Here is a 22,811-nt window from a genome sequence, read left to right as displayed (position 1 = left end):
CCGAGCGCCGTACGCCCGGCGGTAGCCGTCAGGCCGGCGGCGGGCGGCTCGGTCCGTCGGCGCCCGCACCGGGGGTTCAGGCGCGGGCCAGCGCCAGCACCTCGCCGAGGTTGTGCTCGGCTATGGCCGCCATGGCCGCACGGTCGGGGAAGTCGCCGTCGAGCAGGCGCAGCGGACCCGCCGTCAGCGAGAGCCGCTGGGCGAGTGTGTAGAGCGCGAGCCGGTTCTCGTCCAGGCCCGGTGCCTCCAGCGGACGGTAGGCATCGTCCAGGCGGATCCGCAGGAAGACGTGCTCCCACTCGACGTCGAAGTACATCGTGCCCTCGATGTCGATCAGCACGGGGTTCCCGTCCGCGTCCACGAGCACGTGGTCCGGGCCCAGTTCGCCGTGTACGACCGCGTACTCGGCGCGCGGCCGCACCGCCGCGGCCAGCTCCGGCAGGCGCTCCGCCAGCCGGTCGCGGACTCCCGCGATCCGCGGATCACGCGACGCGGCCTCGGCGAGGTCCCGCAGTGCGCGGTCCAGGACGACCGCCTCGCACGACGGCCCCCGCGAGATTTTTCCCGCGTCGGCCACGGCCACCTTGCCGTAGGCGGGCGCCCGATGGCGTCGCATCGTCTCCAGCGCCTCACCGAGCCGGGCCAGGACGGGGGTGGCCGCGCGCGGGTCGCGCGCGAGCAGTTCCTCCAGGTTCTCGCCCGCGAGATCCTCGACGATCGCGAGGCCGCCCGCGTGCTGGGCGCCGTCGCGGTCGGCGAAGCGGATCGCCGGGACGCGGACACCGAGCGCGTCCAGCCGCGCGTGCGCGGCCTCGAACAGGTCGAGTCCGAGGCCGGGCGAGAAGGGGTCGGTGAGGTCGTCGTCACCGTGGGCCGCCGGCCAGTGGTTCTCGGCGGCGTCCCAGAGGTAGGCGATCGCCGTCGTCGCGTCGTCCATCACGAGGCGGTACACGCCCTTCCTGCTGCCACCCGTGACGCGTGTGACAGCCTCCAGTCGCCGCCCGCCGCCCAGCGCGGTCCGCGCCGCGTCCGCCAACCGCTCCCGCGCCGCCCTGTGTTCCACGTTCCGAACCACCCCTCCACCAAAACGACTTGGGGACCTTACGGGGGTCGGGGACGCGGGAGCGACCGCTTTTCTGCGTGCCCCGTCGCGCCGCTTCGGCCGTTCCGGCCGCCCCACCAGCCCCACCGCACCCGCCGTGTTGCACCGTGACCGCGGTCGGGCGACCTCTACACTGCGATCACTCTCGTGTCGAAAAATACCCATTTGTCACTTTCTGCGCAGACGTCGACCGTCCGCTGTCCGTCTGCTGCCCCAGGAGGCGCCCCCGTGACCACCCTGCCCCGACGCGGTGTACTGAAGAGCCTGCCGCTCGCCGCCGGAGCGGTCCTGACGGCATCGTCGACGAGTGCGCGTGCGGCGGCGGCGAGCGCCCGCGCAGTGCCGCCGGTGGATGCCCACACGGTGCCGCGCCGCGAGGACGACCCCGGCTTCCCCCAGCCGGAGACGCGCAGCACCCCGCCCTGGCGCCGCTCCCTGACCACACGGCTCACGGTCGGATTCACCGAAATGACGCTCCCCGGCGTGGGCACCGTCCGCACCCGCACCTACGAAGGGGCGGTCCCCGGACCGACCTTGCGGGTGCGGCCCGGCGACGCCCTCGAGATCACGCACGTCAACGCGCTGCCGCCGGACACCGCGGGCCCCCACCAGGACGTCAACGTCCCCCACCGTTTCAGCACCTTCAACCTGCACACCCACGGCATGCACGTGGACCCGACGGGCGACGCGGACAACGTGTTCCGGGCCTTCGGGCCCGCCGCGGAGGCGGGCGGCACCACGATCCACCGCAGCCGCGTCACGGTCCCGGCCGGGCATCCCGCCGGCACCTTCTGGTACCACCCCCACCACCACGGGTCCACGGCCGCCCACGTGCTCAACGGCATGGCCGGCGTCATCGTCGTGGAGGGGGACGTCGACGAGGTCCCCGAGATCGCCGCCGCCCGTGAGGTCGTCGTCTGCGTCAACGAACTCCGCCTGAACGGCGGGCGGGTGCCGGATCTGACGTCGGAGGGCGCCTTCGAGGGCCTCGCCTCCACCTTCCTCGTCAACGGGGCGAAGAATCCCGTCCTCACCATCGCGCCCGGCGAGGTCCAGCGGTGGCGGATCGTGCACGCCGGAGCGCTCACCCCGCTCTCCCTGCGGCTGGACGGGCACGCGATGCACCGGATCGCCCAGGACGGCATCACCTTCATGGCCCCCGTCCCCTCCTCCACGGTGGCTCTGCCCATGGGCGGCCGGGCCGACGTACTGGTGCGCGGCGGCGAGCCCGGCACGTACGAACTGATCACGGACGGCGTCGACCGGCCCCTGATGACGGTGGTCGTCACCGGTCCGCCCCACGACATGCCGCTGCCGGCCGACCTGCCCGGACGGCCCCCCAGCCTGCCCGCCCCCGTCCGCACCCGGCACATGGCCTTCCGCAGCTACAGCAACGTGTTCTCCGGCGCCTTCCCCAACGCCTACCGCATCCTGGGCGACGGGGAGACGCCGCACGCCGACGTCGCGGCGGGCCCACGGGACCTGGCCTGGGGCCGCTTCTCCCCCGGTCACGTCAACCACCGCGTCCGGCTGGGCGAAGTGGAGGAGTGGACCGTCACCAACGGCGCGCACAGCCATCCCCACCACCCCTTCCACCTGCACACCAACCACTTCCTGCTCACGGCGGTCAACGGCCGCCCGCTGACCACCCCCGTCTGGCACGACACCGTCGGCATCCCGTCCCGCGGCACGATCACCTTCCGGCTGTGCGCCGAGGACTTCGAGGGCCTCTCGATGCTGCACTGCCACCAGCTCCAGCACGAGGACCAGGGCATGATGCAGATCGTCGAATACGTCCGCTGAGCCCCGCCCGTGGACGAGGCCGGCCCCGGCACCGCGAACGGTGGTGGATCCGGCGAGATCCTGTCACCAAGCTGTGAAGAACCCGCGGGACGCTGGAGCAGCACTCCGGAACACCACGCTTCTCATCGGGGGAACCACGCCATGAGCACCGTACGCAGAGCCGCCGTCGTCCTCGCCGCCCTCTCCGCACTGGCACTGACCGCCTGCGGTCCCGCCGAGGACGACGCGGCGGGCGACACCGGCACGACACCGCCCACGAGCCCGTCGGCGGCCCCGTCGAAGACGCCGTCCACGAGCCCGTCGGCGGCACCGGCAGGGCCGGCTTCCCCCGCCGGAAGTCCGTCCGGCACCGGCTCGTCCGGTGGCGGCTCGTCCGGTGGCGGCGGTCCGTCCGGCACCGGAAGCGGCCCGGCCGGTGGTGGCTCCTCGGCCGACCCCGACGTCTTCCCGTGCAGCACGTACGACGTGAAGTTCACCGCGAGCCTCGCCGAACCGACCACCAGCAGCTACCTGTTGAAGATCACCAACAAGGGCAAGAAGGCCTGCCGGGCGCTGGGCCACCCGATCGTGACCTTCGGCGAACTGGACGGTCAGGCAACGGAACGGGGCTCCGCCCCCGGCATCGAGGACGCGCTCAGGCTCGAACCCGGTGAGTCGGCCTACGCCGGCCTCATGGGGGGCGCCGACGACGGGAAGGGCAGGACGGTCGCTTCGATCGCGATGACCATGAACACCGAGTCCGATCTCGAACAGACCCCCCTCAGCGCCTCGACCCCGGGCCTGTACGTCTCCCCCGACACCAACTCCGTGACCCCGTGGATGAACAACGTGGAGGACGCGCTCAGCCTGTAGGCCGAGCCGGGAACCGCACGCCCGCCGGGGAGTTGTAGCCTCGTCCGCACTCCGCCGGCAGCCCGGTACCCTGCCGGCGGCTCACCGGTCAGCGGGGCCTCGCTCCAGGCCGGCCTCGTCGACGCCCAGGCCGCGACACCCGCCTGGTCTCCCGCGTTCAGAGGAGGCCAGTGGTGGTGCCGGGCACCTGGCGTGATGTCCATCCGGCTGGCACCCGTTCGAGACGGGGCGTATCCCGGATGGTTGGAGGCCCTTGCTGTTCCTAGCCTCAGGTCATGATCTTTCGTCGTTCGTGGTTGTCAGCTGCGGCGCTGGCACTGGCTGTGTCATCCCTGCCGTCCGTTGCGGCTTCAGCCGCACCACGCCCCTCCGGCACGGCGTGGTCTGTGCAGCATGACGCCGACGCACTGCGGGATACCGGGGTCACCGGGGTAGCGGTCCGCCTGGAAACCCCGCGCGGGACGGTCACGGCCCGCTCCGGGGTGAAGGACCTGGTCACTCGTCGCCCGGTCCCGAAAGACGGCTACCTACGTCTGGGCAGTACCACCAAGACGTTCGTCGCCACCGTCATGATGCAACTGGTGGGCGAAAAACGGATCTCCCTCGACCAGACAGTGGAGCAGCTGTTGCCCGGGGTCGTGTCCGGTGCTGGAAACGACGGCCGGACCATCACCGTCCGCGACATGCTGCAGCACACCAGTGGCCTTTCCGACTACGTCCATGACGTCTTCCCCGACCCCGGTACCCGGACCTACTTCGCCAACCGGTGGCGGGCCTACGAGCCCGAGGAGCTGGTGGACCTGGCCATGCGCCATGAACCCGCCTTCCCGGCAGGCACCCGCTGGGCGTACTCCAACACGAATTACGTGCTCATCGGAATGATCATCGAGAAGATCACAGGCCGTACCTGGGAACAGCAGGTCCACGACCGCATCCTGCGCCCGCTCGGCCTGCAGCACACCGACACCCCCGGCACCTGGCCCTTCCTTCCGTATCCGCACACGGCCAACTACCAGCAGTTCACCGCGGACGGCCCGATCGTGGACACCACGATCCCCTACCGTCCCTTCGACAGCGGAGCCGACGGCTCGATGACCGGTACGGCCCGCGACCTCAACCGCTTCTTCACCGCACTGACAAGTGGACAGGTGCTGAAGCCCGCCGAACTCGCTGCCATGCAGAACACCGTGCCGGTGCCGCAGGACAGCGGTCACCCGGAAGGCACCCGGGACGGCCTGGGCCTGTTCTTCACACCCTTGTCCTGCGGCGGCGGCTATCTCGGACATGGAGGAAGCGGCTTCGGATATGTCATCCGGGCAGCGACAACCATGGACGGTCAGCGCACCGTCACCGTCTCCGCGCACAGCCGCTCCGCGGACCCGCAGACCGCGGCCCGTCAGGAAGACGCCATGCGCAACCTCATCGACCATGTCCTGTGCCGCACCACCTGAACACGCACTCGGCACCGCGGGGATGCTCACCGTGTTCGTGCCGGGCCGGGCGACCACCCGCTGACGCGACGCCGGCGGAGGTGTCGGAGGCGCCCGACCGGTACGCGGTCCGGCCGCCCGGGTGACGGGTCCGCCAAACGGTGCAACCATTCGGCCAAGCGGGCTGTCTCACCTGATAACAGTCACACGCACCCCTAGGGGGACACCATGGCGCGAACCAGAACCATTTGGGTCACCGCCGCCGTCATGACGGCCACGCTCGGCGCGGCCGCGATCCCGGCCCAGGCCGCCTCGCCCACCGCACCGGTCGCCGCCTCGCGCGCGGCCGTCGCCTGCCCCACCGGCTGGGGCAGTCTCGACAAGGCGTACACCGCCGGCGCGACGACGCCGGTGCGCAACGCGCGGACCGGACAGCACGACTGCTACGACCGGCTCGTCATCGACGTTCCGGGCGCGGCCGCCGGCGAACTCGGGTACTCGGTCCGTTATGTGGACCGCCTCCACCAGGACGGCTCCGGTCGTTACATCCCGGTGGGCGGCGGAGCGATCCTGGAGGTGCGGGTGAGCGCGCCCGCCTACGACCCCGACACCGGCGCCCCGACGTACCCCGCGCGTGCCGCCCAGCCGCTGCCCGGCGTGAACATCACCGGCTACCGGGCCTTCCGTGACACGCGGTACGCCGGCAGCTTCGAGGGCGAGACGCAGATCGGACTCGGGGTGCGGGCGCGGCTGCCCTTCCGGGTGCAGCGGCTCGACGGCCACCTCGTCGTCGACGTCGCCCACAACTGGACGGCCGCCCGCTGACGCCGCCGGCCGCGTCCGCCGCCGCGGCTGTCGCCGTCGGCGGCTGACGCGGCCGGTGCGCCGACGACCGAGAGCGCGACACAGGAACGGTGCCGCGCCTCCAGGGGCGGGCGGCGCGCGTCGGCCCGCTCACGGCGTCGCGTGCGGGTCACACGGCCGTGACGCCCGGCAGCGTGTACTCGTCCCTGCGGCCGCACATCCCGAAGCCGTCGCGCCGGGTCGGTACGGCCTCGTGCGCGGTCGCGCCGGCGAGATACGACGGCTCCCCGGCCGCCAGCGCGTCGAGCTGGGCGCCGGTGCGTTCGGCGGCGGCGAGCGCCCCGGCCCGCCACAGCTCGCGCCACACCGGCACCTTCTCGCGCACCAGGGCGGCGGCGGCCCGCTGGAAGGCCAGGAGGGGCTCCGGGTCGCCGGCGACGAGGGCCCTCCGCAGGCCGACGTACCCCTCGACCGCGAGGTCCCGGCGCCGGCGCGCGGCCGCGGCCGCCTCCTGGCCGGTTCCGGGCGGGAGCGCCGCGGCGGCCGCGTACCGCCGCGGATCGGCGAGCACCTCGGGCGGGAACGTGAAGACGGCGTCCCCGGCCTCGGGCAGGCCGCTGTTCTGCATCAGCACCGTGACGCGCAGGCCGCCGCCCTGCACCATCCGGTGCACGGTGCCCGGCGTGAACCAGGCCACCGATCCGGACTCCAGGGGGATGTCCCGGTAGCCGTCGGGGCTCAGGGTCTGCACCGCTCCCCGGCCGCCGGTGACGACGTACGCCTCCGTGCACACCAGGTGCAGATGCGGGCTGCCGCCGCACACGCCGTCGGCGGCCTCCCAGTCGTACGCGGTCAGGTGGGACAGGCCGACGGCACCGGGCAGCGGGCGCGGCGGCGCGGATCCGGACTCGCTCACCACGACGCACCCTTCACCGAGAAAGCGCTTGCTCCACGGTGAGCCTAGGTCAGGGGGCGGACGGGTACAAGGCCGGCCGCCCGTTCGACGCCGATGCCGGCCCCGCGGCACGCGTCGGCCGGCGGAGGCCCGAGGCCCTCGCCGGCCGACGGGAACGGGGTCGCTCAACCGGTCGTGCAGGCGGTGCCGTTGAGGGTGAACGCGGTCGGCGCCGTGTTGGTGGCGCCCTTGGTGCCGATGAAGCCCACGGTCACCGAGCCGCCGACGGGGATCGTCGAGGTGTACGACGCCGCGGCCACGCTCACCGCGCTCCCGCTCTGGGCGGGGGTGCCGCCCCACATGTTCGTCACCGTCTGGCCGTCCGGGAAGGCGAAGGCGAGGGTCCAGCCGTCGACCGCCGCCGTGCCGGTGTTGCGCAGGGCGATCTCGGCCTGGAAACCTCCGGACCACTGCCCCACCACGCGGTAGCCGACCGAGCACGCCGCACCCGGGGTGCCGCCGCCCTCGTCGGTGGTGACGTCCACCGTGGCCGAGCGCGCCGAGCGGTTGCCGGCCGCGTCACGGGCGTAGACGGCGAACGTGTACGCCGTGTCCGGGGTGAGGCCCGTCAGCGTGGCGGTGTTCGCCGTGGACGCGGCGACCTTGCTCTCGGTACCGCCGCTGATCCGCACGACGTCGTAACCGGTGACGCCGACGTCGTCCGTGGCCGCGCCCCAGGTGAGCGTCGCGGAGGTGGCCGAGACGGCGGAGGCCACCGGGGTGCCGGGGGCGGTCGGCGCCCGGGTGTCGCCCGGGGTGCCGCCGCCGAAGACGGTGGCCTCCTTCGCGGTCCGGGCGATGCCGTTGGCGCCGTTGAAGATCCGCTGCCCCCAGGAGCTGAGGCGGGTCGGGTCGAAGTCGGTGGCGAGGTCGAGGACCGGGTCGGTGTTGCCGCTCCAGGACCAGGCCAGGTAGCCGAGGCCGAGCTGTTCGGCGGTGGCCATCATGGTGTCCTCGTCGGGGTCGCCCCACTGGTCGGCGGGCCCGCCGAACTCGCCGATGAGCAGGGGGAGTTTCGCATCGACGAAGGCGTTGAGGTAGTCGGTGATCTCCGCCGCGGTGTCGAAGACGCTGTACATGTGGATGGAGAAGATCAGGTTGCCGGTGGGATCGGCGTCGTAGACGGTCCGGGCGTTGGCGCGCATCACGCCCTGCCAGTCCTGTCCCCAGTTGGGGGCGTCGACCATGATCGTGTGCTGGAGGCCGGCGGCGCGCAGCTTCTTCACGGCGGCGATCGTCGGGGCGGTCCAGCCCTCCGGGGCGGTGTTGCCCCAGGGCTCGTTGCCGATGTTGACGATGACGTAGTCCTCCTGGCCGGCCAGGACGTCCTTCAGGCCGATCCAGTAGTCGGCGGCGTGGTCGAGGGTGCCGGCGGCGGTGTCCTCGCCGTAGCCCGTGGTGTCGTGCACCTCCAGGACGCAGATGAGGCGGTTGGCCTTGCACCGGCCGATGACGGCGGCCACGTCCTGGGGGGTGTTCCTGGTCCAGCGGTGACCGTCGGAGAGGACGACTCGGACGGTGTTGGCGCCCAGCGCCTTGACGTCGGCGAGGGACTGCGTCTCACCGGGATACCAGGTGTGGGCGTGGTTGACGCCGCGCATCACGAAATCGTTGCCGTTGCCCTCCAGCAGGCGTCCGTCGCTGACGTGCAGGCCGGTGGCGAGGGCGCGCGGGGCCTCGGCGGCCTGCGCCCCGGCCGGGACGAGGAAGCCCAGGCCCAGGACGACGGCGAGGGCGAGCAGACCGGCCAGGAAGGGGGCGGGGTGACGCGGACCGGCCGGGGCGGAGCGACTCGCCGCCCCCGTCGGACCGACGGGGGCGGGGGCGGGGGCGGGCAGAAACCTCTTTCGGGTCGTGCTGCGTGCTCTTCTCACTGCGACTCCAGGAGTGAGCGCCAGAAACTCAGGCATCGGGAGGATGGGGATGGGAGCGCTCCCATGAAGCCACTGCGGCAAGTACACGTCAAGACATCGCGCACAGGCCGTCGGCCGCCCCGTCACTGCGACGAGGTGGCCGACGGCCTGTCTCCGGGGCGGCCCGTCCGGCCCCCGCGGTGTTCCGGCGGGATGCCGCCCCGTACCTCTCAGCGGGTCACGACGTGCCGCTCGTCCGGTACGCAGTGGGTCATCGTGAGGCCCTCCACGTCACGGGGCGGGTTCTTGCCCAGGTGGGCGAGCCGGTCGCGGTCCTCCTCGGTCAGGTCCTGGCTCGCCAGGGGTTCGAGGTCGGCGACGTCCTCGGGGGTGATGCCGAGGCCTTCACCGATCCTCAGCCCCAGGTCGTTCTCGACCAGGAGGAAGTGCCACACCATGCGCTCCTGCACCGGCCGGTCGCACTCGGCGAGCGCCGCCGTGAGGTTCTGGACCAGGTCGTCGCGCTCCCACTGCTCCATCAGCAGGTAGCGCTGACCGGCCTGCTGGTAGTCGTTGGTGCGCGGGATGCGCTTGCGGGTCAGCCGGCCGCGGATCTCCGGGCCCTGCTCGTCGTGCGTGGGGTACCGGTCCTCCCGGAGCCCGCCGGTGATCGACGGTTCGTAGTTGACGCTCGGGTTCTCGCCGCCGCCGTCCACGTGGTACGTCATCTGCCCGTCGCGCTGGTTGGTGCGCACGTCGGCGTTCTTCGCCCGGTTCACGGGCAGTTGGAGGTAGTTCGGGCCGACGCGGTGGCGTTGCGTGTCGCTGTAGGAGAAGGTACGGCCGATGAGCATCTTGTCGTCGGAGAAGTCCAGTCCGTCGACGAGGACGCCGGTGCCGAAGGAGATCTGCTCGTTCTCGGCGAAGAAGTTCTCCGGCATCCGGTTCAGCACCATCCTGCCGACCGGCTTGGGCGGGAACTCCTGCTCGGGCCAGGTCTTGGTGTCGTCGAGCGGGTCGAAGTCCAGCTCCGGGTGCTCGCCGTCCTCCATCATCTGCACGAGCAGTTCCCACTCGGGGTACTCACCGCGCGCGACGCTCTCGTAAAGGTCCTTGGTGGCGTGGCCGAGGGAGTCCGCCTGCACGTTGGCGGCGTCCTCCTCGGTCATGCTGCGCACCCCGGCCTTGGGCATCCAGTGGTACTTGACCAGCACCGTGCGGCCCTCGCCGTCGACCCACTTGTAGGTGTTGACGCCGAAGCCCTGCATGTGGCGGTAGTCGGCGGGGATGCCGCGCGGGCTGAACAGGTTGACCAGCATGTGCATCGACTCGGGGGTCTGCGACATGAAGTCGAAGATGCGGCGCGGCTGCTGCTCGAAGGTGACCGGGTCGGGCTTGAGGGCGTGGATGACGTCCGGGAACTTGATCGCGTCCCGGATGAAGAAGACGCCGAGGTTGTTGCCGACGAGGTCCCAGTTGCCGTCCTCGGTGTAGAACTTCACGGCGAAGCCGCGCGGGTCGCGGGCGGCCTCGGAGGAGTCGCGTCCGCCGATCACCGTGGAGAAGCGGACCGCCAGGTCGGTGCGCTTGCCGCGCTCCTGGAACAGCTTGGCGCGGGTGTAACGGCCGATCGGCTCGTCCCCCCAGGTGCCGTACGCCTCGAAGTAGCCGTACGCGGTGACGCCGCGGGCGTGGACGACGCGCTCGGGGATGCGTTCGCGGTCGAAGTGGCTGATCTTCTCGAGGAACTGGTAGTTCTCCAGGGTGGCGGGACCGCGGGCGCCGACGGTGCGCTGGTTCTGGTTGTCGTGGACCGGGTGGCCCTGCCGGTTGGTGAGCACCTTCCGGTCGTCGCCGCGATCGGGCCCCTTGCTCGATACGTCGGTCATGTACATGCGCTCCTTCGCGTCGGTTCCCCGCGGTCACGGGGCGCGGGGCTGCCGCGCAGCCACCGCCGGAATCTCGGACGGACGGCTCGGGTACCCGATGGGCCGGGACGAGTCACACGAGTCAGCTTGGGCCCGGGCGCGGCGCGCTGCATCCGGACGACGGTGACGCCCGCCCGTAAACCCGCTGGACAGCCGCCGGGCCGTTCACCTGGAATGAGCGGCATGTGTGCGGTGAGGATGCGCCCGGACGAGGTCGACGTGGACGCGGCGCTGGTACGGCGGCTCGTCGCCGAGCAGTTCCCGCGGTGGGCGTCGCTGCCGGTGGAGCGGCTGGAGTCCTCGGGGACGGAGAACGCGATGTTCCGGCTGGGCGCCGACAAGGTGGTGCGGCTGCCCCGGTATCCGGGGGCGGTGGAGAGCGTGGCCCACGAGCGGCTCTGGCTGGAGCGGCTGGGGCCGCGGCTGTCCGTCGCCGCGCCGGTGCCGCTGGAACAGGGCACTCCCGGTGAGGGGTTCCCCTGGCCGTGGTCCGTCTACCGGTGGCTGGACGGCCGCAATCCCGTCGCGGGCGCCCTGGAACGGCCCGAGGCGCTGGCCGCGGACCTGGGGGCGTTCGTCGCCGGGCTGCGCCGGGTCGACGCGCGGGGCGGGCCGCCCGGGCACCGGGGTGTGCCGCTGGCGGAACGGGACGCGCCCACCCGTTCGGCCATCGCCCGGTTGGCGGGCAGGATCGACACGGTCGCGGTCACCGCCCTGTGGGAGGAGGCGCTGCGGGCGCCGGGCCGCACGGCACCGCCCGCGTGGGCCCACGGCGATCTGTCACCGGGCAACGTGCTGGTGGCGGACGGCCGGTTGGCGGCCGTGATCGACTTCGGCAGTGTGGGTGTCGGGGACCCGGCCGTGGACCTGATCGCGGCCTGGAACCTGCTGCCGGCGCCGGCCCGCGCCACCTTCCGGGCGGCGGTGGGCGCGGACGACGCCGAGTGGGCGCGCGGCCGCGGCTGGGCGCTGTCGATCTCGTTGATCCAGCTGCCGTTCTACTGGGAGACCAATCCGCCGCTGGCGGAGAACTCCCGGCACGTGATCAAGGAGATCCTGGCGGAGGCCGGGGGGTGACGGGCGGCGGACGGGTGGGCCCCGGCCGCAGCCCGGGAAGGTACGGGCCGGCGGTGGCAGGCCTTCCGGACCGCCAGCCCGAGGCCTGCCCCCCTCCCGACGGCCCTTGCTCGTCTACTCCCCCTCCCCCTCGTAGGCCTTCCGCAGGGCGGCGATGTCGAGCTTGCCCATGGCGAGCATGGCCCTGGTGGCGCGGCCGGCCTTCTCCTGGTCCGGGGAGGTGAGCATGCGGATCATCTCGGTGGGCACGACCTGCCAGGACACGCCGTACTTGTCCTTGAGCCAGCCGCAGGGGCCGGGCTCGCCACCGCCCTCGATGAGCTTCTCCCAGTAGTAGTCGACCTCTTCCTGGTCGGCGCAGTCGATCTGGAACGAGATGGCCTCGTTGAACGTGAACTGCGGGCCGCCGTTCAGGCCGACGAACTTCTGGCCGTTGGCCGTGAACTCCACGGTGATCACGGAGCCGGCGGGGCCCGGGCCGGCCTCGGTGTAGCGGGCGACGGTGCCGACGCTCGAGTTCTTGAAGATCGACGCGTAGTGGTGGGCGGCTTCCTCCGCCTGGCCGTCGAACCAGAGGCACGTGGTGAATCCGTCGGTGGTCATGGGTTCCTCCAGGAGCGCGAGGGTGCGGGGAACGCGGTCATCAGTGTCGACCGGTGCGGCGCCCGGAACTCATCGCCCGGCGGCGCCCCGGTTTCGGCTCGTGCGGTGCGGGCTCGTCCGATTCGGGCTCGTCCGGGGACCCGCCCGCGCAGGCCGTGGCAGGAGGCCCTCTGCTGTCGGCGAATCTGCCCAGGGCAGGGAAATCCGCCGCGGGGGCGGGCGCGCGCCGAGAGTGGGTGGCGCGGCGGCCGACGCCGCCGCACTCCCCTCTCGACAAGGAGCGCCCATGTCCCGACACCTCACCGGTTCCGCGCCGGCCCTGCTGCCACGGGCCGGAGAGGGTGACACCCCTCCTAGCCGTTTCGACGACCAGCTCGCGGCCCGACTGCTCGATCAGCGCATCGTGCTGCTCGGCACCCAGGTCGACGAGGTGTCCGCGAACCGGGTCTGCGCGCAGTTGCTGATCCTGTCGGCCGAGGACCCGCGCACCGACATCAGCCTGTACATCAACAGCCCCGGCGGATCGGTCCACGCGGGCCTGGCCATCTACGACACGATGCGGCTCGTCCCGAACGACGTCTCGACGCTGGCGATGGGATTCGCCGCCAGCATGGGCCAGTTCCTGCTGAGCGTCGGCACGGCCGGCAAGCGGTACGCGCTGCCGAACGCGCGCATCATGATGCACCAGCCGTCGGCCGGCATCGGCGGCACCACCGCGGACATCGAGATCCAGGCCGAGAACCTGGAGTTCACCAAGCGGACCATCGAGCGGATCACCGCCGAGCACACCGGTCAGAGCCCGGAGACCATCTCCCGGGACGGCGACCGCGACCGCTGGTTCACGGCCGAGGAGGCCAGGGAGTACGGCATCGTCGACCGGGTGGTGGAGTCGCTGGCCGACGTCCGCCCGGCCGCCTCGAAGCGACGGATGGGGCTCTGACATGGGGACGTACACGATTCCGAACGTCGTGGAGCGCACCCCGCAGGGCGAGCGGTCCTACGACGTCTACAGCCGGCTGCTGGCCGAGCGGATCATCTTCCTCGGCACCGAGATCGACGACGGCGTCGCCAACGTCGTCATCGCGCAACTGCTCCATCTGGAGTCGTCGGCGCCGGAGAACGAGATCGCGATCTACATCAACTCCCCCGGCGGCTCGTTCACTTCGCTGATGGCCGTATACGACACGATGACGTTCGTCCAGGCCCCCCTCGCGACGTTCTGCGTCGGCCAGGCGGCCTCCACCGCGGCCGTGCTGCTGGCGGGCGGGGACCCCGGGCGGCGGTTCGTGCTGGAGCACGCGCGGGTGCTGCTCGGGCAGCCGGCCAGTGGCGGGCGGCAGGGCACGGTGTCGGACCTGGCGCTCCAGGCGAAGGAGATGGTGCGCATCCGCGCCCAGATCGAGGAGGTGCTGGCCCGGCACACGCACCACGACGTCGCGACCCTGCGCGCGGACATGGACCGCGACAAGGTGTTCACCGCGCACGAGGCCGTGGCGTACGGCCTGGCGGACGAGGTGCTGAGCCGGCGCCCCGCGCGGGGGTGAGGCACCGGCCCGGGCGTGCCTCAGGCGGCCAGGCAGAGTCCGTCGAGCGAGGACGTGGTCGTCGTACGGCTCGGCTGCGAGGTCCGGCTGGTGAGCCGGAGCAGCTCGCCCCGGGCGCGCGCCAGCAGGTCGCCGAGGCTCAGGCCGAGCGCGCGGGCGGCGGCCGCCAGGACCTCCGAGGAGGCCTCCTTGCGGCCGCGCTCCACCTCCGACAGATAGGGCATGGAGATGCGGGCGGCGTCGGCGACGTCCTGCAGCGTGCGTTCCTGGGCCTGGCGTTCGCGGCGCAGGACGTCGCCGACGAGGTCGCGCCAGAGGGGTTCTCTGGGGGTGGGCGGCCGGTCGGCGGGGCGGGCGGTTCCCGGGCGCTCCGCCGAGGGGCGCAGCGGGATCACGCGGGCGTGGTTCGGCGCTTGGTTGCTCACCGTCCAAGCCTAGGAGGACCGGCCGCCGCGGACAGGGCCCCGGCGTTCCGCCCTCAGGGAAATCGCGGCAGAAGGAATCGGCGCGTTTTGGCGTGCATGGGTTCGCCGACTCGGGGTACGCGCTGCGTGAGCGGGCTCGTCGCCTTCGGTCCGCTCACGCATCGGGTACAACAGATGTCGGACCGTGACTTTCGTGGGAGAGGTAATGCACACCGCCGTGATCGGGTCGCAGGCACAGGTCGTCGAGGACACCGCCGGGGCCGGCACGGGTGGCACACCGCTGCCGGGAGTCGAGGACCCCAGGCGCGTGGCCCCCCGCGACGCACGCCAGCTGTCGCGTCAGTTCTTCCAGCGGCTGGCGGAGCTGGAGGAGGGGACGTACGAGTACCAGTACGTGCGCAACACCCTCATTGAGATGAACATGTCGCTGGTGCGGTTCGCGGCCGGCCGGTTCCGGGGCCGCGGCGACGACATGGAGGACGTGGTCCAGACCGGGATGATCGGCCTGATCAAGGCGATCGACCGGTTCGAGATCTCGCGCGAGGTCGAGTTCACCTCCTTCGCGCTGCCCTACATCGTGGGCGAGATCAAGCGCTTCTTCCGGGACACGACCTGGGCCGTGCACGTGCCCCGGCGTCTCCAGGAGCTGCGGGTGGAGCTGGCCAAGGCGCGCGACGAGCTCTCCAGCCGCCTCGACCGGGAGCCGACCGTCGCCGAGCTGGCCACGCTGATGAACCTCACGGAACCCGAGGTGATCGAGGCGCGGATCGCGGCCAACGGCTACAACTCCTCCTCCCTGGACGCCGCCCTCACCGGTGACGGGCCCGAGGGCGGCGAAGCGGTGCTGGCCGACTTCATCGGTGTGGAGGAGGACGGCCTGCGGCTCGTGGAGGACTTCCACTCGCTGGCTCCGCTGATGGCGGAGCTGAGCGAGCGGGACCGGCAGATCATCCACCTGCGGTTCGTGGAGGAGGCCACCCAGGCGGAGATCGGGGAGCGGCTCGGTTGCTCGCAGATGCACGTCTCCCGCCTGATCAAGCGGATCATCGTGCGGCTGCGCGAGGGGATGCTGGGCGAGCTGGGCTGCGCCTGAGTGCCCGGTGCCGTGGGGCCGCCGGCCCCACGGCGTCAGCCGGTGGCGACCCCGAGGACGGCGCGGACGCGCTTGCCGACCGGGATGCGGTCGACGGTGATCTCCGTGGCGATGGCGTGCACGATCTCCAGACCGTGGTGGCCGACGCGGCGGGGGTCCTTGGGGAACCGCAGGGGCAGCCGGTCGCTGCTGTCGTACACGGCGACCGTCACCGAGGTGTCCGTGCCCTCCAGCTCCAGGATGTAGGGGCCGTTGCTGTGCCGGTCGGCGTTGGTGACCAGCTCGCTGACGACCAGCATGACGTCGTCGCCGAAGCGGTCGTCCATGCCCGCACACCACTCGGTCCTGAGCTGGTCGACGAAGTGGGCGGCGAAGTCGCGGGCCTCGGCGATGGAGCCGGGTTCACCGGTGTAGTGCGCCGCGCGGCGGAGCGGCTCCACGGGTACGTCGAAACCGGTCGGTATCACTGCCCCGTCCAGGTGCTTGATCATGCTTTTCTCTCTCGGAGGCCGGCCTGGCCGGACGCTGCTGCACCAGCGCTCGTACCCCGAAACGGGCCGTGCAGTCCCCCGGTCTCGGCCCGGCCGCCATGGGCTGCCTCACAGCACGGGTGAACGGCTCGGGGACCGGTCGGCCGAGGGGGGTGCGGAGCGGGACGTGGTGTCGACCGCCCCGGAGGACGTGGAGTCCTCGGTCCGCGGTTCGCCCGACGGCCCCGACGGGCCTGAGGGCTCCGAGGGGCCTGAGGGCTCCGAGGGCGACGAGGGCTCCGAGGGGTTCGAGGGCTCCGGCGACGAGGGCGGCTCCTCGGAACCGGGGGGCGGCGAAGGGCTGGTCGAGTCCGGCGGCTCAGGGCCGCGGGAGGTCGACGGCGACGTGGGCGTGGTGGGCGTGGTGACGCTCGCGGACGGTTTGGGCGGGGTCACCGGGGGCTCGGCGGGCTCGTCCTTGCCGCCGGTGTCGCCCCGCTGCCGGGCGAACCAGCGGTCGGCGCCGGGCTCGTACAGGACGAAGACGTCGATCACGGCCGTCGACGGGGTGACCACGACGACGTTCGCGGGGTGGTACGACGGCCAGGAGTCGCCGGTGCGCTTCGGGGTGGTCTGCTGTGCGACGGGCGGGGTCAGCGGGTTGCCGCAGGCGCAGCGCACGCGGGGCACGCCGTGGCCGTCGACGAGGACGGCGGTGCCGGACTGCAGGACGGCCTGGTAGGAGGTGGCGGCGCCGTCGCGGTAGCCGTGGTTGGTGACACGGGTGTCCATGCGCAGCTGCACGGGGGTGAGGGCCCGCAGGTAGGCGGGGACCTCGGCCGGGTCGATGCCGGGGACGGACGCGAACGCCCGGTTCTTGTCGGGGTCCGCCCGCAGTGCCGTGACCTGCTTCTCCACGTCGCAGGCGGCCACGTCCCGGGTGCCGCCGTACAGGCCGGGGGCGCCGCCGTCGACGCCCCGTACGGCGTTGGCGGGCGCGGAGGTGGTCGCCGGGGCCGTGGTGGTGGGCGGGGGTGAGCTGCCGGTGGCGGTGGACTCGGTGAAGGGGTCCGGGCCCGTCCTGCCCGCGGCCTGGAGGAAGACCTCGCTGTCACCGTCGGAGCCGCCACCGCCGGAGCGGGTCGTCAGGACGATCGCGACGGCCGCCGCGACGACGAGGGCGGCGGTGAGCAGCGCGATACGGGAGGCGGACCTCCACCACGGCCGGTCCGGTCCGGGGCCGCCGCCCGGCGAGGTCGAGCCGCCCGAGGTTCCGCCGGGCGGCGGGGCGGGCGGCCCCGAAGGCGGCTGCGAGGGGCCGGACAGCGGGCCGGAGGGCGGGCCTGAGGGGCGGCCGGAGGAGGGCGGTTCGACACTCACGAGCACTCCCGACGGGATCTCCCGCGACGCCACTCACGTAACGCTGCACGCCGCTTGGTCCGCAACGTCTTCATTGTGTGCTCTTGTCACACTTCATCCGCAAGTGGACGCGGACGGCTCTCCCGGCAGGCGTGCGGGCCGGGCCCTGCTTAGCGTGGCGAGGGTGAGCCCGAACCTCCCCTCCGGTCAGGCGTCGTCCCGTCACGGCTGGGTGCCGGCGTTCGCCGTGGCGCCGGCCGCGCTGATCACCATGGCGGTCACGGCCGCGCTGGGGCTGTGGGCGGCGGGCGCGACCGATCTGCCCGGCGGGGCCTACCCGAGGGTCGTCGCGGCGACCGTCGTCACCGCGGTCGGGGGCTCGGTGGAACTCTCCGCCGATGCCGGGGGGATCGCCGGCACGCGGGCGGGCCTCACGGTGATCCCGCTGTCCGTGACGCTCGTCGGCGCCCTGGCGACCGCCGCCGGGTTCCTCCGGCCGCTGCGGCACCGGGCGGTCGCCTCGGCGGCCGAACTCGCCGGCTGGGCGGTCAAAATCGCCGTGGTGTGGCTCCTCGGTCTGACGGCCCTCGCCCTCGCCGCCCGCCGGACGTTCGCGGTGTCGCTGGGCGACGACACGCTGAACGACCTCGGTGAGGTGTTCGGCGTGACCCCGAAGGCCGGTTTCACCACCGATGTGCCGCTCACCCTGCTGTCCGGACTGCTCTGGCTGGCCGGCGTGCTGGTGCTGGCGCTGCTGGTCTCCCGCGGGGCTCCGTTGCCGCCGCGGCTGCTGCGCTTCCAGGAGTCGGTGCGGCCGGCGGCGTACGCGATGGTGGTGCTGCTGCTCGCGTGCGTCGCGCTGGGGGTGGCCGTGGCGCTCGTGACCGCGGCGACGCGAGGCCGGGCCGCGGAGACCCTCGCCCTGGTGCTGCTCGGCCTGCCCAACCTGGTGTGGCTCGCGTTCACCATCGGGCTGGGCGCCACCTGGGAGGGCCGGGTGCAGGGGCCGTTCGGGCTGCCGATACCGCATGTGCTGGACGAGGTGCTGCGCGGCTCGGACACCGCAACGCTGAACCTGCGCACGCTCGGCGAGCAGGACGGCCGGGTGTGGTGGCTGGTCGCCGTGGACGCGGTGCTGCTGCTGGCGGCGGCGTTCGTGATGGCGGCCCGTTCCCCGGCCCGGACGCCGGCCTGGCGGCATGCGGTGCACATGGCGGTGGCCCTGGTGCTGACGGTGCTGACGGTCTGCCTCGTCGGCCGGATCTCCGCGCACTACGGCCTGACGCTGTTCGGCATCAGCGACCTGGGCGGTACGGGCCTCACCGGTGACCTGTTCCTGCGCCCCGAGGTGTGGTCGGCGCTGGGCCTCGCCGCGCTGTGGGGGCTGGTCGCCGGCTTCCTGGGCGCACTGCCGGCCCGCGGGAGAGCCGGCCGGGGAAGGGTGGGCGACGGCATCCGCTAGGCAGCGTCAGGCACGGCCGCCTCGTGGTTCGAAGACCGGGGCCGCCCACCGGGGCGGAGGTTCGGGGCGGTCCCGTCCCGCTGCCGCGGGTCTGCGGTCCGCCTCCGTCGGCGGGTGCCGCCGGGGTGAGCCGGACAGCAGTGCCGTCCTCAGGGCGGCGACGAACGCGAGGCAGGTGGGGTGGCGGGCGTCGGGGGTCTTGGCGAGGGCCTGCGCGAAGACCTCGTCGACGGCGGGCGGCAGGTCGGGGCGGGCGGTGGTGAGCGGGGGCGGCTCGTCGTACTGGTGGGCCCACAGCAGGGCCATGTCGTCGTCGCGGCGGAACGGCGGGTGGCCCGCGAGGGTCTCGTGGACGACGCACGCCAGGCCGTACACGTCGCAGCGGCCGTCTACCGGGCGGCCGGAGATCTGCTCGGGGGCGACGTAGTCGAGGGTGCCGACGAACTGGCCGACGGTGGTGAAGCCGGTGAGGGACAGCGACTTCTTCGTCAGGCCGAAGTCGGTGAGGTAGACGTGTTCGGGGTGGTCGCTGTCGGTGCCGCGGTCCACGAGGATGTTGCCGGGTTTGACGTCGCGGTGGACGAGGCCGTGCTCGTGGGCGGCGTCGAGGGCGGAGGCGACCTGGGCGGCGATCCGGACGGCGGCGGCCGGCTGCAGCGGTCCGCGCTCGTCGAGGAGGTGGCGCAGGTCGCCGCCGGCGACGTACCGCATGGCGATGTAGAGGAGTCCGTCGGTCTCGTCGGCCTCGAAGACCGGCACGATGTGCGGGTGGTCGATCGCGGCGGCGACCCGGGACTCGTGGGTGAAACGCTTGCGGAAGGTGTCGTTGCGGGCCAGTTCGGGGGCGAGCAGTTTGAGCGCGACGGTCCGTTCCAGGCGCAGGTCGCGGGCGCGGTACACGACGGCCATGCCGCCGCGCCCGATCTCCCGCTCGATGCGGTAGCCCGCCACCTGGCGGCCGATCAGGTCGGAGGGCCGGCCGGAGAAGAGGCTCGTCGGCTCGCGGGTCATCGGCGTTCACCGTCGGGCGTCACGACCCGGGTGGGGGCGTGGCCACTGTCCGGGCCGCCGTGCGGACCGGCGTCCCGGCCGTCGTCCTGGACCGCGGCGGGCGGGTCGTCGGCCGCGTAGGTGCTCAGCCGGCTGCCGTCGCCGTACACCCAGCGGAACCGGGCGGGGTCGTAGAGCCAGACGGACTCGCCGTCGACGACCACGCCGATCCGCAGGCCCTGGGTGCGGCGGCCGAAGGCCTCGCCGTCGAGGCCGCCCGTGGCGAGTTCCTCGACGGCGGCGCGGTAGCGGGCCAGGGCCTGTTCGGTCCGGCCGAGCAGCGGGCGCGGGTCGGCGGTGGTGGTGAGGGGGTCGTCGGGCAGGGGCGGGTCCTGGGGCACGGCGACGAGGTAGCGGCCGTCCACCCAGGCCGACCAGCCGTTGGAGCACAGCACGTGTCCCCAGTCGCCGCGCCGCTCGACGAGGCGGACGGGCAGCAGCGGGTCGAGGGGGACGGTGGGCCGGGCCGGATCGGGGGTCTCCCAGGCGGGCATGCCCTGTTGGGGGACGACGTGCGTGGGCCGGAAGCCGGAGGGCGTCATCGCGGGCCTACTTCCGCATCACGGCGGGTTCGTGCCGGCGCAGCAGCCGGGAGACGACGAATCCGAAGACGGCCGAGAGCACGACGAGCATGCCCACGTTGAGCAGCCACGCCCCCGCCGAGTGCGCGAACAGCGGGTCGCCGGTGAGGCCGCCGGGCACGATCCGGGCGAGGTCGAGGGTGCCGGCCATGGCGGCGAACGCCCAGCGCGAGGGGATGAGCCAGGCGAGCTGTTCGAGGCCCGGCACGCCGTCCAGCGACAGCAGGGCGCCGCAGAAGACGACCTGGACGATGGCGAGGAGCACCAGCAGCGGCATGGTCACCTCCTCCTTGCGCACCAGGGCGGAGACCACCAGACCGAGCATCATCGCGGTGAAGGCGAGCAGGGCGACCGCGACGGTGATCTCGACCAGCGGGGGCATCAGGACGCCCCCTCCGCCGGGGGCGCCGAGGTCGACGCCGAGCAGGGCGACGAGCGTGAGCACGACCGCCTGCACGACGGTGACCGCGCCCAGCACGACGACCTTCGACATCAGGTACGCCGATCTGGACAGGCCGACGGCGCGTTCGCGCTGGTAGATCACGCGTTCCTTGACGAGTTCGCGTACGGCGTTGGCGGCGCCGGTGAGGACGCCGCCGACGCACAGGATCAGCAGCGCGTTCATCGCGGTGTCCCGGGTGAGCCGGTCGCCGGCGAGGGCGCGGGCCATGGCCCCCATCACGAACGGCAGGGCGATCATGATGACGAGGAAGGTGCGGTCGGCGCTCAGCGCGGCCGTGTAGCGGCGGACGAGGGTGCCGAGCTGGGCGCCGCGGCTGCGCGGGCGGGGCGGCGCCGGTACGACGACCTGGTCGGAGTGGGGCAGGAGCGGCTGGGCGCTGGAGTCGACGACGTACCGGCGGTGGAGGGGGGAGGCGGCGTACTCCCCGGCCCAGTCGCGGTCCCGGTCCCGTTCGAAGGCCTCGAAGGCCTCGGGCCAGTCCGTGAACCCGAAGAAGGCGAGGGCGTCGTCGGGCGGGCCGTAGTAGGCGATCCGGCCGCCGGGCGCGAGGACGAGGAGACGGTCACAGACGTCGAGGCTGAGGACGCTGTGGGTGACGACGACGACCGTGCGGCCGTCGTCGGCGAGGCCGCGCAGCATGTGCATCACCGAGCGGTCCATGCCGGGGTCGAGTCCGGAGGTCGGCTCGTCGAGGAAGAGCAGGGACGGTTTGGTCAGCAGTTCCAGGGCGACGCTGACGCGTTTGCGCTGGCCGCCGGAGAGGCTGTGCACGTGCTGGCCGGCGCGCTGTTCGAGGCCCAGTTCGTGGATGACCTCCTCGACGCGCGCCCGGCGTTCGGCCTTGGCGGTGTCCTGGGGGAAGCGCAGTTCGGCGGCGTAGGTCAGCGCGCCGCGGACGGTGAGCTGGGTGTGCAGGATGTCGTCCTGCGGGACCAGGCCGACGCGCTGGCGCAGTTCGGCGTAGTCGCGGTAGAGGTCGCGGCCGTCGTAGACGACGGTGCCGTGGTCGGCGGGACGCTGTCCGGTGAGGGCGCCGAGCAGGGTGGACTTGCCGGCGCCGCTGGGTCCGACGACCGCGAGCAGGCACTTCTCCCCCACCGGGAAGGACACGTGGTCGAGGAGGACCTTGCGGCCGCGGTCGACGGCGACGGTGAGGTCCTGCACGTCCAGGGAGACCTCCCCGGTGTCGACGTACTCCTGGAGTTCGTCGCCGATCAGGCAGAACGCCGAGTGGCCGATGCCGACGATGTCTCCGGCCCCGAGGGGGGCGGCCGTGACGGGCAGGCCGTTGAGGTAGGTGCCGTTGTGGCTGCCGAGGTCGGCGATCTCGTAGGTGCCGTCGGGCAGGGCGCGCAGTTCGGCGTGGTGGCGGGAGACGACGAGGTCGTCGAGGACCAGGTCGTTGTCGGGGGCGCGGCCGATGCGGACGGTACGGGTGGGCAGCGGGCGGACGGTGGTGGGCCGGCGGAACGTCCCGGTCACGGCAGGGTCGGCCACCACGGAGGGGCGGGGCGGGGCGGGCGGCGGGCGGCCCGTCAGGACGGCGCACGGGCCGTCGTCCGGGCTGCCGAAGCGGATGACGCTGCCGGGACCGATGCTCCACTCCCGGACCCGGCGGCCGTCGGCGTAGGTGCCGTTGGTGCTGTGCTCGTCCGCGAGGGTCCAGTGGTCGCCGTCCGGCCGCAGGACCGCGTGGTGCCAGGAGACGCGGGCGTCGTCGAGGACGATGTCGCTGAGCGGGTCGCGGCCGACGTGGTAGTCGTGGCTCGGGGTCATCACCGTGGTGCCCGTCTCGGTCTCCAGCACGAGTTCGGGCGCGGTGGACGTGATCGGCGACTCCGCCATGCCGGAATTCTATCGATTCGCACCGGGGTGCGCCGCGCGGGAGATCCGGCAGCGGACCGCGCACCGGCAGCGGGAGTTACGGCCCGGCGGAAGGCCCGGACCGGCAGCGGCG

Annotated in this window: 20 protein-coding genes; 9 read left to right on the top strand and 11 right to left on the bottom strand. The window is 72.8% G+C overall.

Translation table 11 applies throughout. The features are described from left to right. Nucleotides 1–76: 76 nt before the first annotated feature. Complete coding sequence (locus AB0N31_RS01280) at nt 77–952, bottom strand: phosphotransferase (RefSeq protein WP_366056308.1); 876 nt, start codon at nt 950–952, stop codon at nt 77–79. A gap of 378 nt (nt 953–1,330) precedes the next feature. On the opposite strand from AB0N31_RS01280, the gene AB0N31_RS01275 reads away from it, so the two are divergent. From AB0N31_RS01275 to AB0N31_RS01260, 4 genes are all read left to right on the top strand, one after another. Then, entirely contained in the window at nt 1,331–2,905 is a 1,575-nt protein-coding gene (locus tag AB0N31_RS01275; protein WP_366056223.1) for a multicopper oxidase domain-containing protein, read from the top strand. Nucleotides 2,906–3,046: 141 nt separating this feature from the next. Beyond that, nucleotides 3,047–3,757, top strand: a complete 711-nt coding sequence (locus AB0N31_RS01270; protein ID WP_366056221.1) for a DUF4232 domain-containing protein — start codon at nt 3,047–3,049, stop codon at nt 3,755–3,757. 275 nt (nt 3,758–4,032) lie between these two features. Beyond that, nucleotides 4,033–5,208 carry a serine hydrolase domain-containing protein gene (locus tag AB0N31_RS01265; RefSeq protein ID WP_366056220.1) on the top strand — a complete coding sequence of 392 codons (1,176 nt, stop codon included), beginning with the start codon at nt 4,033–4,035 and terminating at the stop codon, nt 5,206–5,208. 207 nt (nt 5,209–5,415) lie between these two features. Further along, the gene (locus tag AB0N31_RS01260; RefSeq protein WP_366056219.1) at nt 5,416–6,012 is read left to right on the top strand and encodes a hypothetical protein; all 597 of its coding nucleotides are present in this window, start codon (nt 5,416–5,418) and stop codon (nt 6,010–6,012) included. A 148-nt stretch (nt 6,013–6,160) separates the two neighbouring features. Here the strand turns inward: AB0N31_RS01260 and AB0N31_RS01255 are convergent, their stop codons facing one another. From AB0N31_RS01255 to AB0N31_RS01245, 3 genes are all read right to left on the bottom strand, one after another. Further along, entirely contained in the window at nt 6,161–6,910 is a 750-nt protein-coding gene (locus AB0N31_RS01255; protein WP_366056218.1) for a cupin, read from the bottom strand. Nucleotides 6,911–7,071: 161 nt separating this feature from the next. Next, nucleotides 7,072–8,688 (bottom strand): cellulase family glycosylhydrolase, encoded by a 1,617-nt coding sequence (locus AB0N31_RS01250; protein WP_366056306.1) that lies wholly within the window; start codon nt 8,686–8,688, stop codon nt 7,072–7,074. 341 nt (nt 8,689–9,029) lie between these two features. Continuing rightward, entirely contained in the window at nt 9,030–10,688 is a 1,659-nt protein-coding gene (locus tag AB0N31_RS01245) for a catalase (RefSeq protein ID WP_366056217.1), read from the bottom strand. A 222-nt stretch (nt 10,689–10,910) separates the two neighbouring features. Here AB0N31_RS01245 and AB0N31_RS01240 point away from each other — a divergent pair, with 222 nt between their 5' ends. Then, nucleotides 10,911–11,804 (top strand): aminoglycoside phosphotransferase family protein, encoded by an 894-nt coding sequence (locus tag AB0N31_RS01240; protein ID WP_366056216.1) that lies wholly within the window; start codon nt 10,911–10,913, stop codon nt 11,802–11,804. Between the two features lie 114 nt (nt 11,805–11,918). Here AB0N31_RS01240 and AB0N31_RS01235 read toward each other — a convergent pair whose 3' ends face one another. Continuing rightward, nucleotides 11,919–12,407, bottom strand: coding sequence for a VOC family protein (locus AB0N31_RS01235; RefSeq protein WP_366056215.1), 489 nt, complete (start codon nt 12,405–12,407; stop codon nt 11,919–11,921). Between the two features lie 286 nt (nt 12,408–12,693). Here AB0N31_RS01235 and AB0N31_RS01230 point away from each other — a divergent pair, with 286 nt between their 5' ends. After that, on the top strand, nt 12,694–13,347 hold the full coding sequence (locus AB0N31_RS01230) for an ATP-dependent Clp protease proteolytic subunit (RefSeq protein ID WP_366056214.1): 654 nt from the start codon (nt 12,694–12,696) through the stop codon (nt 13,345–13,347). Nucleotide 13,348: 1 nt separating this feature from the next. After that, entirely contained in the window at nt 13,349–13,951 is a 603-nt protein-coding gene (locus tag AB0N31_RS01225; RefSeq protein WP_366056213.1) for an ATP-dependent Clp protease proteolytic subunit, read from the top strand. 20 nt (nt 13,952–13,971) lie between these two features. Here the strand turns inward: AB0N31_RS01225 and AB0N31_RS01220 are convergent, their stop codons facing one another. Beyond that, the gene (locus tag AB0N31_RS01220; protein ID WP_366056212.1) at nt 13,972–14,376 is read right to left on the bottom strand and encodes a helix-turn-helix transcriptional regulator; all 405 of its coding nucleotides are present in this window, start codon (nt 14,374–14,376) and stop codon (nt 13,972–13,974) included. 205 nt (nt 14,377–14,581) lie between these two features. On the opposite strand from AB0N31_RS01220, the gene AB0N31_RS01215 reads away from it, so the two are divergent. Then, nucleotides 14,582–15,469, top strand: coding sequence for an RNA polymerase sigma factor SigF (locus tag AB0N31_RS01215; RefSeq protein ID WP_366056305.1), 888 nt, complete (start codon nt 14,582–14,584; stop codon nt 15,467–15,469). Nucleotides 15,470–15,504: 35 nt separating this feature from the next. On the opposite strand, the gene AB0N31_RS01210 is transcribed toward AB0N31_RS01215, so the two are convergent. Both AB0N31_RS01210 and AB0N31_RS01205 read right to left on the bottom strand, forming a co-directional pair. Continuing rightward, the gene (locus tag AB0N31_RS01210) at nt 15,505–15,960 is read right to left on the bottom strand and encodes an ATP-binding protein (protein WP_366056211.1); all 456 of its coding nucleotides are present in this window, start codon (nt 15,958–15,960) and stop codon (nt 15,505–15,507) included. Between the two features lie 108 nt (nt 15,961–16,068). After that, complete coding sequence (locus AB0N31_RS01205; protein WP_366056210.1) at nt 16,069–17,319, bottom strand: DUF6777 domain-containing protein; 1,251 nt, start codon at nt 17,317–17,319, stop codon at nt 16,069–16,071. 163 nt (nt 17,320–17,482) lie between these two features. Between AB0N31_RS01205 and AB0N31_RS01200 the strand changes: the two genes are divergently transcribed. After that, entirely contained in the window at nt 17,483–18,760 is a 1,278-nt protein-coding gene (locus AB0N31_RS01200) for a streptophobe family protein (RefSeq protein ID WP_366056209.1), read from the top strand. Between the two features lie 6 nt (nt 18,761–18,766). Here the strand turns inward: AB0N31_RS01200 and AB0N31_RS01195 are convergent, their stop codons facing one another. The 3 genes from AB0N31_RS01195 to AB0N31_RS01185 are packed head-to-tail and all read right to left on the bottom strand — an operon-like array spanning nt 18,767 to nt 22,699. Beyond that, entirely contained in the window at nt 18,767–19,771 is a 1,005-nt protein-coding gene (locus AB0N31_RS01195; RefSeq protein WP_366056208.1) for a serine/threonine-protein kinase, read from the bottom strand. Further along, the gene (locus tag AB0N31_RS01190) at nt 19,768–20,352 is read right to left on the bottom strand and encodes a hypothetical protein (RefSeq protein WP_366056207.1); all 585 of its coding nucleotides are present in this window, start codon (nt 20,350–20,352) and stop codon (nt 19,768–19,770) included. The genes AB0N31_RS01195 and AB0N31_RS01190 overlap by 4 nt, the downstream gene beginning before the upstream one ends. A 7-nt stretch (nt 20,353–20,359) precedes the next feature. Continuing rightward, entirely contained in the window at nt 20,360–22,699 is a 2,340-nt protein-coding gene (locus tag AB0N31_RS01185; protein ID WP_366056206.1) for an FHA domain-containing protein, read from the bottom strand. Nucleotides 22,700–22,811: the final 112 nt, after the last annotated feature.

This window comes from Streptomyces sp. NPDC051051 (assembly GCF_040682975.1).
In the GTDB taxonomy this organism is placed as follows: domain Bacteria; phylum Actinomycetota; class Actinomycetes; order Streptomycetales; family Streptomycetaceae; genus Streptomyces.
The sequence above is the reverse complement of the archived record's forward strand: the minus strand, read 5'-3'. Positions and strand labels throughout refer to the sequence as shown.

Bases quoted from the DNA above. Each gene is read 5' to 3' on its own strand.
- AB0N31_RS01270 (WP_366056221.1), top strand. From the start codon at position 3,047: ATGAGCACCGTACGCAGAGCCGCCGTCGTCCTCGCCGCCCTCTCCGCA.
- AB0N31_RS01265 (WP_366056220.1), top strand. From the start codon at position 4,033: ATGATCTTTCGTCGTTCGTGGTTGTCAGCTGCGGCGCTGGCACTGGCT.
- AB0N31_RS01260 (WP_366056219.1), top strand. From the start codon at position 5,416: ATGGCGCGAACCAGAACCATTTGGGTCACCGCCGCCGTCATGACGGCC.
- AB0N31_RS01245 (WP_366056217.1), bottom strand. From the start codon at position 10,688: ATGACCGACGTATCGAGCAAGGGGCCCGATCGCGGCGACGACCGGAAG.
- AB0N31_RS01240 (WP_366056216.1), top strand. From the start codon at position 10,911: ATGTGTGCGGTGAGGATGCGCCCGGACGAGGTCGACGTGGACGCGGCG.
- AB0N31_RS01235 (WP_366056215.1), bottom strand. From the start codon at position 12,407: ATGACCACCGACGGATTCACCACGTGCCTCTGGTTCGACGGCCAGGCG.
- AB0N31_RS01230 (WP_366056214.1), top strand. From the start codon at position 12,694: ATGTCCCGACACCTCACCGGTTCCGCGCCGGCCCTGCTGCCACGGGCC.
- AB0N31_RS01225 (WP_366056213.1), top strand. From the start codon at position 13,349: ATGGGGACGTACACGATTCCGAACGTCGTGGAGCGCACCCCGCAGGGC.
- AB0N31_RS01215 (WP_366056305.1), top strand. From the start codon at position 14,582: ATGCACACCGCCGTGATCGGGTCGCAGGCACAGGTCGTCGAGGACACC.
- AB0N31_RS01210 (WP_366056211.1), bottom strand. From the start codon at position 15,960: ATGATCAAGCACCTGGACGGGGCAGTGATACCGACCGGTTTCGACGTA.
- AB0N31_RS01195 (WP_366056208.1), bottom strand. From the start codon at position 19,771: ATGACCCGCGAGCCGACGAGCCTCTTCTCCGGCCGGCCCTCCGACCTG.
- AB0N31_RS01190 (WP_366056207.1), bottom strand. From the start codon at position 20,352: ATGACGCCCTCCGGCTTCCGGCCCACGCACGTCGTCCCCCAACAGGGC.
- AB0N31_RS01185 (WP_366056206.1), bottom strand. From the start codon at position 22,699: ATGGCGGAGTCGCCGATCACGTCCACCGCGCCCGAACTCGTGCTGGAG.